The organism is Clostridium algifaecis (genome assembly GCF_017874415.1).
Taxonomy (GTDB): domain Bacteria; phylum Bacillota; class Clostridia; order Clostridiales; family Clostridiaceae; genus Clostridium_B; species Clostridium_B algifaecis.
In genome coordinates, this window is sequence record NZ_JAGGLM010000005.1 from 22,466 (window position 1) to 35,059 (window position 12,594).

9 protein-coding genes are annotated in these 12,594 nt (G+C 30.2%); 8 read left to right on the forward strand and 1 reads right to left on the reverse strand.

Going from position 1 to position 12,594, the window contains the following annotated elements; translation table 11 throughout:
* The first annotated feature begins 4 nt into the window (after positions 1–4).
* From murJ to J2Z42_RS05535, 3 genes are all read left to right on the forward strand, one after another.
* Positions 5–1,561 (forward strand): murein biosynthesis integral membrane protein MurJ, encoded by a 1,557-nt coding sequence (gene murJ, locus J2Z42_RS05525; RefSeq protein WP_209701653.1) that lies wholly within the window; start codon positions 5–7, stop codon positions 1,559–1,561.
* 11 nt (positions 1,562–1,572) lie between these two features.
* Positions 1,573–2,775, forward strand: a complete 1,203-nt coding sequence (locus J2Z42_RS05530) for a glycosyltransferase family 4 protein (RefSeq protein WP_209701654.1) — start codon at positions 1,573–1,575, stop codon at positions 2,773–2,775.
* A gap of 97 nt (positions 2,776–2,872) precedes the next feature.
* On the forward strand, positions 2,873–4,123 hold the full coding sequence (locus J2Z42_RS05535) for an O-antigen ligase family protein (protein WP_209701655.1): 1,251 nt from the start codon (positions 2,873–2,875) through the stop codon (positions 4,121–4,123).
* Between the two features lie 40 nt (positions 4,124–4,163).
* Here the strand turns inward: J2Z42_RS05535 and J2Z42_RS05540 are convergent, their stop codons facing one another.
* Positions 4,164–5,534 (reverse strand): right-handed parallel beta-helix repeat-containing protein, encoded by a 1,371-nt coding sequence (locus tag J2Z42_RS05540; RefSeq protein ID WP_209701656.1) that lies wholly within the window; start codon positions 5,532–5,534, stop codon positions 4,164–4,166.
* Positions 5,535–5,800: 266 nt separating this feature from the next.
* Between J2Z42_RS05540 and wecB the strand changes: the two genes are divergently transcribed.
* The 5 genes from wecB (at position 5,801) to J2Z42_RS05565 (ending at position 12,580) form a co-directional block, all read left to right on the forward strand.
* Positions 5,801–6,859 carry a non-hydrolyzing UDP-N-acetylglucosamine 2-epimerase gene (gene wecB, locus J2Z42_RS05545; RefSeq protein WP_209701657.1) on the forward strand — a complete coding sequence of 353 codons (1,059 nt, stop codon included), beginning with the start codon at positions 5,801–5,803 and terminating at the stop codon, positions 6,857–6,859.
* Positions 6,860–6,877: 18 nt separating this feature from the next.
* Positions 6,878–8,101, forward strand: a complete 1,224-nt coding sequence (locus J2Z42_RS05550) for a glycosyltransferase family 4 protein (RefSeq protein ID WP_209701658.1) — start codon at positions 6,878–6,880, stop codon at positions 8,099–8,101.
* Between the two features lie 36 nt (positions 8,102–8,137).
* A complete protein-coding gene (locus J2Z42_RS05555) occupies positions 8,138–9,394 on the forward strand; it encodes an oligosaccharide flippase family protein (RefSeq protein WP_209701659.1) in 1,257 nt (418 codons plus the stop codon).
* A gap of 90 nt (positions 9,395–9,484) precedes the next feature.
* Positions 9,485–11,341 (forward strand): polysaccharide biosynthesis protein, encoded by a 1,857-nt coding sequence (locus J2Z42_RS05560; RefSeq protein ID WP_209701660.1) that lies wholly within the window; start codon positions 9,485–9,487, stop codon positions 11,339–11,341.
* A gap of 21 nt (positions 11,342–11,362) precedes the next feature.
* Positions 11,363–12,580, forward strand: a complete 1,218-nt coding sequence (locus tag J2Z42_RS05565; protein WP_209701661.1) for a glycosyltransferase — start codon at positions 11,363–11,365, stop codon at positions 12,578–12,580.
* Positions 12,581–12,594: the final 14 nt, after the last annotated feature.

The window sequence follows — 12,594 nt, forward strand, 5'->3', positions numbered from 1 at the left end:
TTAAATGAGCAGTTCAGTAAGCAAAGTTATCAAGAGTGTAAGTATAATTGCTGTTTTAACTCTTTGTACGAGATTTCTAGGGCTTTTAAGAGATGTTATAGTAGCATCAAAGTTTGGAGCTGATTCAAAATTAGATACATATTTTGCAGCTTCAAACTTACCTATGATATTATTTATGACAATTGGAACGGCAATAGCTACTACATTGATACCACTTTACAATGATAAACTTAATGAAGGAAGAGAAAAAGCATATAGATTTATAAATAATGTTTTAAACTTTTTTATTTTAATCACTCTTATTATAGCTATAATTGGTATGATATTTAGTAAACAGGTTGTTGGAATTTTAAATCCAGGGTTTACAGGAAATCAGGTAATCACTACACGAATTTTAACGATAATACTGCTTCCTACATTAATTTTTAATGCTATAATTTATATTTTCAATGGGGTTTTGCAATCGGAAGGTAAATTCTCAGTTACGGCACTTAATTCTCTGCCATTAAATGTTATAATAATTGCCTACTTATTTATTTTTGGCAGGAAATATGGAATTTTAGGTCTTACTATAGTTACTTTTATAGGTACTTTTGCTCAAATTATTCCGCAAATTCCATATATGCGTAAGGTAGGATTTAGATATAAACCTTTTTTGGATTTTAAAGATGAACATCTTAAAAAAATGGGAATTATGATACTTCCAGTAATCTTAGGTACAGGTGTACAACAGATAAATAGTTTTGTAGAAAGAGCATTTGCTACTAATTTTGGATCAGGAAGTCTTTCAGCTATGAGCTATGCTTATAGGGTATTTACGTTAATTGTAGATATGTTTGTAGTAGCAATTTCTACAGTAATATATCCAATGATGGCAAAACAAGCTGCTTCAAATAAAATTGATGAAATAAGAGGCACTTTAAAACAATACTTGAATTTTTTAATTGTAATTTTAATTCCGGTTTCACTTATAGTTATCTTGCAAAGTAGAAATATTGTATGTATCTTATTTGAAAGAGGAGCATTTACACAAAATTCAACATTCATAACTGGGAAACTATTAGGATTTTATACTATAGGACTTCTTGCTTATGGACTTAGGGATTTTTTATGTAAAACTTTTTACACATTGCAGGATACTAGAACACCAATGATAAATAGTGCGATTGGTATGTTTACTAATATTATACTTATATTTATATTTCAAAAATTTATTGGACTTTATGGATTAGGACTTGCAAATGCCACTTCAACTTATATAGCAAGTTTTCTACTTATAATTAGTCTTAGAGTGAAATTAGGACAATTGAAGCTTGAAAATATTTTAAAAACGGGAATAAAAACTTTAGTTGCATCAGGTGCAATGAGTTTAGTTTTAGTTGGTTTAAATAAATTAATAATGACTAACGATGTATCGAAAATTCTAATTTTAGTAAAAATATGTATAATATCATTATGTGCTATATTGGTATTTATATTTGTAGGAGCTTTATTAAATATAAAAGAAATTAAAAAAATGATAAGCTTCATTCTAAATAAGATAAGAGTAAAATTGAGTTGAGGTGAAAATTAATGAGAATATGTTACATAACATCACAGACACCATATGGAACCGGAGAACAATTTATTCTACCAGAAGTGCTCAAATTAAAGGAAAAAAATAATGATGTTATTATTATACCAATAAAACCAGAAGCAAAATTAGCAGCGGGTAAAGAACCAGAAGCTATAGCAAAAGATACAATATATATTCCATTGTTTGCTTTTAAAGTATTTGCAAAAAGTCTTGGATATTTTTTATCTCATCCTGCAAAAGTATTTAATATTGTTTTTAAGATATTTAAATACTCTGGAACATTTAAAAAAGTGTTGAAGAACTTAGCCGTTTTACCTAAAGGAATAGTTACAGGTATTATAATATCAAAGAAAAATATAGATCACATCCATTGTCACTGGGCTTCTACACCTTCAACTGTAGGATACATAGCAGCTAGCATATCAAATACAAGTTGGAGTTTTACTTCACATAGATGGGATATTGCAGAAAATAACATGCTTGTAGAAAAAGCAAAAACTGCAAAATTTATTCGTGTTATAGATGATCCTGGATATAACGAAATGATAGGATTTATTGGTGAAGAAAACAAAAATAAGTGTACAAAAATCCATGTTGGTGTGAATATGTCATCATCCAGTGAATTTTTTAGAGAGAAGAGAGACAATTTTATCATTGTTATGGCTGCAAACTTTATTGATAAAAAAGGTCATATATATTTACTCAAGTCGTTAATAAATATAAAGGATAAAGGATATAAGGTGTATTGTCATTTTTATGGTGATGGACCATTAGAAGAAAGCCTAAAGAATAAGGCAAAAGAATATAATGTAGATGATATGGTATCATTTGATGGAAAGATTGCACATGATAAACTTATCAAACAGTATACAGATGGAAAAGTAGATTGTGTTGTTCTTCCAAGCATTGTTACAGAAGACGGAGAAAAAGAGGGAATACCAGTATCATTAATGGAAGCAATGGCCGCAAAAGTACCGGTAATATCAACTAATACAGGTGGTATTTATGAGCTTCTTCGGGATAATTGCGGTATTCTGATTGAGCAAAAAAATGCTAAACAACTAGAGGAAGGCATTGAAAAATTAATTAATAGTAAAGAATTGCAAAAACAAATAGCAGAAAATGGTTATAAAATGGTTATAAATGAGTTTTATATTTCGACTATAGTTGATAGAATGGCTAAGCTTTTTAAAGACTAAAAGCTTAGTGTAATATAAAAATTTGAATTTAATTTTTGTGGAGGATTTGCTTGTAATAGTAAATCCTTATAAATATTTAAAATTGGGAGAATATTTTATGAAGAATAGAAACAGTTTATTTTGCTATCTCATAGTAATGTATATGCTATTACTTGTGCTATTTCAAAGTAAATATGTATTTAAAGGCATACCTATTAATGGTGATGCTGTGCTTGGGATTATAATAGTTATTTATCTTATTTCAATATTGATAAACAAGAATGTAAGAAGTAACTTTATTTATGGAATAAGGGATTTTTTTAAAGATTATTTAAATATATTTATCTCATTGTGGATATTAATTTTATTTGTTTCAATATCCTATGCAAAAGATAAAGGATTGGCAGCAGGGGAGAGTGTAAGATTTTTATCTTATGTTGTACTTTACTTTATAATTGTATATGAAATAAATAATTTAAAATTATTTCAGAAACTAATCAAAGTTTATTTATTATTATCATCTTTAGTTGGGATTATAGGTATTTTTGATTTTATTTCAGGAATAGGAACAATTCAAAAAAATGGCCTGACATCGGAGTTGAGAGTAGCATCTACTCTTGAAAATTCTAATAACCTGGGTGCATTTTTTGTATTTGCAATATTTCCTATGATTATATTATTATTTAAAGAAAAGATTAAATTTAATAAATTATTATATTTGATTGGAACTATAATATGTTTTTTAAATATAGTTTTTAGTGGTTCAAGAAATGCATGGGTAGGTCTCATAGTTGGAATTTTCATTCTTACAATATCATATAGTATTAAGTTTATAAGTGTTTTTGGTGTGTTAGGCGTTCTTGCATTTGTTATACCACAAGTTGGAAACAGGATAAGGCAGATATTTGATGCATCTCAAAACGAGTCAAGAGTAAGATTATGGAAAATTGCACTTCTTATGATTAAAGATAAGCCTGTACTTGGTGTAGGAAGTGGAAACTACAGAGCAATGTATGATACATATCAAGCAAAAGTTCCAGAAATGGGATATGGAGCATATGATAAATTTCATCCACACAATGTATATTTAAAATCTCAATGTGAGCTTGGAATTTTAGGATCTGTCTCAATTATAGGAATCATAATATCTTCTATATTGAAGTCAAAGAAGGTTTCAAAAATTTATAAAGAAAATAATTTTATAAGTGGATTTTATGAAGGAGCATATGTTTCTTTTTCTGCATTTGCATTTATGAATTTTATTGATAATTTTTTCTCAGCACCTAAAGTTATTGCTTTTTTCTGGATAGTTTTAGGAATAGGTCAAGCTCTTATAAAGTATAGAAAAAGAGAATATGAAGAGATATAAATAAAAGCTCCCAAAATATTGAGAGCTTTTATTTTGTTAATTACCTGGGTGTATACTGATTATTAAAGAATTGTCCATGCGATTCTTGTGAATATGATCTCCATTTATTATAATCAAGAGCTAAACTGTGAGCATATACAACTTTGCTTAAATTTAGTTTGTAATATTTGTTGTAATCCAGTGTATTTTTATCACTTGAGCCAGGACCTGGATCCCTGAAGAATATATTGTAATCTGAATTATGAGATCCAAAAGTATTATATGTAAAAGTATTTTGAATTGACGTTGGATCTATTTCTAAATCGTAGGAAGTATTATTGTAAAAAATATTATTTTTAATGGTGTTGTTATTTGCATTTGTCCACATGGTTAATCCAGTTTTATGATTATTGTATAGAGTATTGTTTGTTATAGTAATATTTTTGCCACTGAATGATGAACCATTATATAAGTGTATAGCACTTCCGCCATTATCATGTATTTTATTATTATCTATTTTCCAATATTGTGCTCCACCAGTAATATATATACCATGGTGCCAGTTTCTATCATATTTTAGACCAACATTATGAATATCCGAATTTGTAACAGAACAATTTTGAACATTGCCTTCTGAGAAGATTGCTGAACAGCCATAATTTGTATCAGTCAAAGGATCTATGCTGTATATTTTAAGATTGTTCATGTTAATGTTATTTGCACCATTTTTTAAGTATATTCCGGCACTATGATAATTTTGAATGGAAAGTCCATCTATCTTCCAGTAGCTATTACTCTGGAAAACCAGTGCGGAATCTCCGCTAAGAGAATCTTTTGCCTGTGAACCATCTAAAATTGGTGTTTCACCGGGATAAGCCTTTATTGTATAATAGCTTGAAGCATTACCGGATTTAGTTAAGTCCAGTCTTTCGTAATATGTACCACCTCTTAATAAAAGAGTATCTCCAGCGTTCATTTTTTCTACAGCTTTAGAAATTGTTTTAAATGGAGATGATGTAGAACCATTATTTGTGTCATTACCATCAGGTGAGACATAATATGTAGAACCATTTTTTGTTGTGAATTCCATTTTTGTATCGCTGCCAAGCGAATGGTTATCTGTAGATTTAAGATCTTTATTTACAACAAGTGTGTATTTTACGCCTTTTTCATATTGATTCAAAGAAGATACACTTAATGTCTTGTTGTCATTACTTTTTTCAAATTGAAGATTTAATGCATTATTATTACTATCGTAGATTTTTATTAAATTATTCAAATCCTGGTTATCAAATATAGATTTTGAAAAGTTAATAATCCAGCTTTTATCTATATCTACAGGATCATCGCTGTTAAAGGATGCTGCTTTTGCTGGAAATGAAAATGAGAATAGTAATAATAAAACAAAAAGTGGCTTAAAAATTTTTCTCATATGCTTGCTCCTTTCAATTGATGATTAATAGTACTATTATAAAGTAATTGAATACTAATAACAATATTAAAAAATTGTTAACATATGAAAAATAAAAGTAAATATATTATAAACATTCAAAAATGTAAGGTATTTTAATGCTGTACTTTTTTTAACGTGATATAATAATATTTAGGTTTATTTCATAAGTTAAGATAATTCTAATAAAGTGGTTAAAATATATAATGAAATAATAAATATATAAATTTGCATTTGGCGGTGAAATTATGAAAATATTAACAGTAGTTGGAGCGAGACCTCAATTTATAAAAGCAGCGGCAGTATCCAATATTATAAGAAAAGAGTTTGATGAAGTGCTAATTCATACAGGACAGCACTATGATGAAAATATGTCTAAAGTGTTTTTTGATGAATTAAATATACCAAAACCAGATTATAATCTAGGAGTTGGATCTGGAAATCATGGAAAACAAACAGGTACTATGCTTATAGAATTAGAAGAAATATATCTTAAAGAAAAGCCAGATATGGTTTTAGTATATGGAGATACAAATTCAACTTTGGCAGGAGCACTTGCAGCTAGTAAGCTTCTCATACCTGTAGCTCACGTAGAAGCTGGACTTAGAAGCTTTGACATGAATATGCCGGAGGAACAAAATAGAATTTTGACAGACCATATATCTAAAATATTATTTCCACCTACGAAAACAGCTGTAGAAAATTTAAATAATGAAGGAATAAAAGATAATGTACATAATGTAGGAGATGTAATGTTTGATGCTGTAATTAATTTTAAAAAGTTATCTACAGAAAAATCTAACATAATTAACATATTAAATTTAGAAGATAAAGAGTATATACTTACAACTATACATAGAGCAGAAAATACTAATGATATAAACAGATTGAAAAATATTATAGAAGCTTTGAATGAAAGTGATAGAAAGATAGTTCTTCCATTACATCCAAGGACAAAAAAATATGTAGAAGATTATGGATTAAAGTTTGGTGACAATATAAAGTTAATTGAACCTGTTGGATATTTAGATATGATAAGCTTGGAAATGCATTCACAAAAGATTGTTACAGATAGCGGCGGAGTTCAAAAAGAAGCATTTTTTATGAAAAAACCATGTATAACAATGAGAGATGAGACAGAGTGGGTTGAAACTGTTGAAAATGGATGGAATGTTGTAGTAGGGACAGATAAATCCAAAATTTTAAAATCTATAGTTGATTTTGTTCCTGATAAGCCACAAGAAGATATATTTGGTAATGGCAAGGCAGGAGAAAAAATATTAAATATATTGAGACAGAGAATATGATAAGACAGAGGTGAAAATATGAAAATATTATTTTTAACACAGTATTGTCCTCCTGAAGTAGGTGCACCTCAAAATAGAATTTTTGAATTCGCAAAGAGGTTAAAGAAGTTTGGACATGAAGTTACTGTGCTTACAGCTATGCCTAATTATCCAAAAGGAGAAATATTTGATGGATATAAAGGTAAGAAGCTTATGATAGAGGAAATTGAAGGAATAAAAGTAGTTAGAACAAGCATATATGCTACCAAAGAAAAGAGTTTTACAAAGAGACTAAGAAATTATCTTTCGTTTACTTTCTCATCTGTGTTTACTGGTGCAAAACATGTTGGTAATCAGGATGTAGTTTTGACTGAATCACCGCCGCTTTTCTTGGGGTGGTCAGGATATGTTATATCTAAAAAATTAAAGGCTAAATTTGTGTTTAATATATCGGATCTATGGCCTGAATCTGCTGTTAAGCTCGGAGTGCTTCACAACAAGTTACTTATAAAAGCATCTACCTTGCTTGAAGAGTATTGTTATAGAAAGGCCGATGCTGTTACAGGACAGACCAAAGGAATAGTCAAAAATATAGTAGACAGAGGTTTTGACGAGAAAAAAGTTCATCTCATAACAAATGGTGTTGATACTGAATTTTTCAAGAAGGAAAACAGAGATGATGAATTTAGAAAGAGCATAGGAATAGAAAATAAATTTGCTGCCTGTTATGGTGGAATACATGGACTTGCACAAGGACTTGAAGTTATTATAAATGCAGCAGAAATTTTAAAGGATAAGGAAAACATACAATTTGTTTTTGTAGGTGATGGACCTGAGAAGAAGAAATTAATAGACATGGTTAATAATAAAGGTCTTAAAAATGTTACATTTTTACCAGTTCAACCAAAAGCAAATATGCCAAGAATAATTGCTTCAATGGATGCCTCTGTTATACCACTTAAGAAACTTGATTTATTTAAGGGTGCACTTCCATCCAAGATGTTTGAAGCTCTTTCAACAGAACTTCCAATTGTTCTTGCAGTAGAAGGTGAAGCGGCAAATCTTATAAATGAAGCTAAGGCTGGAATAGTAGTTGAGCCTGAAAATTCAAAAGCTATGGCAGATGCAATTTTAAAATTGGCTGAGGATGTTGAACTAAGACGTACATTGGGTAGTAATGGAAGAAATTATGTCATGAAAAACTATTCCAGAGATACTATAACAAAAAAATTAGAAGATATATTAGAAAATATAAAAAGATAAATTGCTTATTTTTATATTTAATCTGGAGGCTTATTTATGCAAGATGTAAATACTCTGAAAAAAGCCTTGAAAAAGGGACTTTTTCAGATATTCAGTGCAAGCTTTATAAACAAAATAATACAATTTGGCATAAGTATGCTTCTGGTGAGAATACTATCAGTAAGTCTATATGGAAAATTTATATATGCTCAAAATATATTAAATATATTTTTACTCTTAGATGGCCTGGGAATGGTATCAGGATCATTACAGTATTGCAGCATGGAAAAAACTGAAACTAGAAAACTTTCGTATTTTAAATATGCTGTAAAAATAGGAAGTATGTTTAATATATTTTTAGCCATATGTATTATGATATATGCAAGCTTTTTTAAACTCCCTATAGAGGGAAGCTCAGAAATACTTTTTTATATGTCATTGATACCACTTGTGACTATATTTTTTAATGAAATTCAGACGTTTCTTAGAACTGAATTTAGAAATAGCGAATTTTCCTCTCTGACAGTTATAAATACATTACTGTATTTCCTCGGAAATATAGTACTTGGCAGATATTTTAGCATAAAGGGTATAATTATAGGAAGATATATAGCTTACATAGTATCTATTATTATTGGAATATATTTTATAAGGCATCAACTAAAGAAAATTATAGAGGTTGAATATCCAAAAGTAAAAGAAAAGATGGATTTCTTAAAATATTCTATAACATGCTGGTTCACAAATTTCATGTCACAACTTTTGTATTTAATGGATGTCTTCTTTGTAGGGTTTATAACAAAAAATAGTGCTGTGGTAGCATCATATAACAATGCTGTGCTTATACCATTTAATCTGACATTTATACCTACAGCTATAATAACTTTTGCATATCCATACTTTGCCAGACATTGGGATGACAATAAATGGATTAAGGATAAATATAAAATACTTGTGAAATATTTATTTATATTAAATAGCATAATAACTATTGTACTTATAATTTTAGCACCATATATTATTAGAATAGTATTTACTAAAAAGTATTTGGATGCAGTGACTAACTTTAGAATATTGTCTATAGGATATCTTATAGCTGGTACATTTAGAATACCATCAGGCAATATACTTTCAAGTATGAAATTGGTAAAGGTGAATTTTTATAATTCACTTATAACTGCTTTAGTTAATGTATTTCTTAACATAGTTTTAATAAGTAAATTTGGATCTTTAGGAGCATCATTAGCTACAGTTTCAGTTTATATTTTATCTTCTATTATATCAAATGTATATTTCGTTAAATATGTTAAATAACTTTTTATTGAATAATTTTGTTTATGATGTAAAATAGAAAAAGGGAGATTAATGAAAGAAAATAGAAAAATAACAGTAGGAAGTGTTTAAATGCAGGAAGACAGGAAGCTTATTATATACGATGCGGTATTGCTCGCAGTTTCACTGTATCTGGCCATACTGCTTAGGTTTAATTTTAGTATGCCGGCTGAATACATGGGATTTTTAAAATTGTCCATAGTTCCGGTAATAGTAATAACGCTTGTATTTAACAAGTTTTTTAAGTTATATAGCAGCATATGGAAATATGCCTCCGTGGAGGAGCTGGTATCTGTTATATATTCTGTTTCACTATCAAACATTATATTTGTACTCTACAGCTATATCATAAGTTTTAAGTTTTTGGAGAACAGGTATTACAGGTTTCCTTTTTCAGTGCATATAATATTCTGGATACTGTCTGTAGTTATACTTGGAGGCACCAGATTTTTACTGAGGATGTTCGAGCAGGGCAGCAGAGAACAGCCGGCAGCTGGAAAGAAAATTTGCAGGAAGAGTAAGAAACTGCTTATAATAGGTGCAGGAGATGCGGCAGCAATGCTGGTGAAGGAGATAAAGAGGCACAGCAATTTAAACTATGATATAAAAGGGCTTATAGATGATGACCTCTCAAAGAAGGGAAAATTGATAAGCGGTATAGAGGTCCTTGGCGGAAGGGACGATATAATAAGAGTATGCAGTGAAAAAGGTATAGAGGAGATAATAATAGCGATACCTTCGGTTGATATGCAGAGGAAGAAGAAAATAATAAATATCTGCAAGGAGACAGAATGTAAATTGAAGATTTTACCCGGTATATACGAGATAGTAGACGGAAGGGTAAATATAAGCAAACTCAGGGATGTAAATATAGAGGACCTGCTTGGCAGGGAAGAGGTAAAACTAAACAGCGATAATATAAACAGGTACATAAAAGATAAAGTTATACTGGTAACTGGCGGAGGCGGGTCTATAGGTTCTGAGCTGTGCAGGCAGATAGCAAAGTTCAAGCCACGTGAGCTTCTGATACTGGATATATATGAAAATAACGTGTATGATGTTCAGATGGAGCTAAACTATAACCACCCCGAACTCAACAAGAAGGTAATAATAGCATCAATAAGGGACATTGACAAAATGAGGGAGGTATTCAGGGACTTCAGGCCGGATGTTGTGTTCCATGCGGCGGCACACAAACACGTTCCGCTTATGGAGATGAACCCTGGAGAGGCAGTAAAGAACAATATAATAGGAACGTACAATGTGCTTAAGTGCTGCAGTGAATTCAGCGTTAAGAAGTTTGTGCAGATAAGCACGGACAAGGCAGTAAACCCAACGAATATAATGGGTGCGACAAAGAGGTTCTGTGAGATGATGGTTCAAGCCTTTGACGAAGTGAGCAGTACGGAGTACGTGGCAGTAAGGTTTGGAAATGTGCTTGGAAGCAACGGTTCTGTAATACCGCTTTTCAAGAAACAGATAGCCCACGGCGGACCTGTGACGGTAACACACCCTGAAATAAACAGGTTTTTTATGACGATACCGGAGGCAGCGCAGCTGGTAATACAGGCAGGAGCCATAGCAAACGGAGGGGAAATCTTTGTGCTTGACATGGGTAAGCCTGTAAAAATAGCTGACCTTGCGAGAGATTTGATAACACTTTCTGGATATAAACCAGATGAGGAGATAAAAATAGAGTATACAGGGCTTAGACCGGGTGAAAAACTGTATGAGGAACTTCTGATGGATGAAATAGCGCTTACATCTACAGAACACAAGAAGATATTTGTAGAGAAGCCAAACAAAATAGACATCAAGTATATTGAAGATTCCATAGATGAATTCAGGAAGGTTTCACATGACGGTGACAGGGAACAGATATTCAAGCTTATGGAACAGAAGGTACCAACTTATACTAGAAAGAAATAAATCTGATTATGGGTGGAAAAGATGAAAGTTTTAATAATTTCACATATGTATCCTTCAAATTTTAATAGTATGTCTGGAATATTCGTATTCAAACAGGCTAAAGCGTTAGTACAAAATGGATGCGAAGTAAAGGTTGTGAGCCCTGTACCATGGACTCCTTTTCCTTTTAATGTGGTTAATAAGAAATGGAAGGGATATAACAATATACCGGACAAGGATGTAATAGATTCTATAGAAGTTTATTATCCAAGGTACTTAGAATTTCCACGTGGAATTTTATTTCAGAAATCCGGTTATTTTATGGCGAAAGGCATAAAAAATATAATAAGAAAAATATATAAAAATTTTAAATTTGACTTAATACATTCTAATGTGGCATTACCTGATGGATATAGTGGTATGCTTATAAATAACTATTTTAATGTGCCGCATATAGTTACAATACACGGTCAGGATTTTCAAAATACTATAAATAAGAATAAAAAATGTAGAGAAGCAGTATTTAGAGTTTTAAATAGTGCAGATAAGATAATAACAGTCAGTAATAAATTAAAAAATATAGTAAAAGAACAGGAATTTTGTTATAAAATAAACGTTATAAATAATGGCATAGATGATGACTGCTTTGAAAATAATATTGAAAATAATATTGAAAATATAAAAAAGAATGAGATTAAAGATAAAATAAAAATTTTAAGTGTATCAAATTTGAAAAAAACTAAAGGAATACAAATAAATTTGAGGGCAATAAGTCAACTAAAGGGCAAATATGGTAATATACAGTATGATATAATAGGAGAAGGAGAGTTTGAGATTCAACTTAGAAAGTTGGTACGTGAGCTTGGTTTAGAGGATGTTGTTAATTTCTTAGGTAAAAAAGAACATGACGAAGTATTAAAGAGTATGTCTGATTATGATATATTTTCGCTTCCAAGTTATAATGAAGGATTTGGTACTGTTTATATAGAGGCAATGTCGAAAAGAGTTGCTGTTATAGGAGTAGAAGGCGAAGGAATTGAAGATGCCATAAAAAATGGATATAATGGTTTTCTTGTAAAAAGAGAAGATGTAACAAGTTTGATTGATGTTTTGGATATGCTTATAAAAGATGATAAAAAAAGGAATATAATAGCAAAAAATGGTAGAAATACAGTTATAAAGTATTTTACATGGAATAGCAATGCCAAAAAAGTTATAAAGTTATACGAAAAAATGATATCAACAAAGAAACAACACTGATAAAATGAATAATA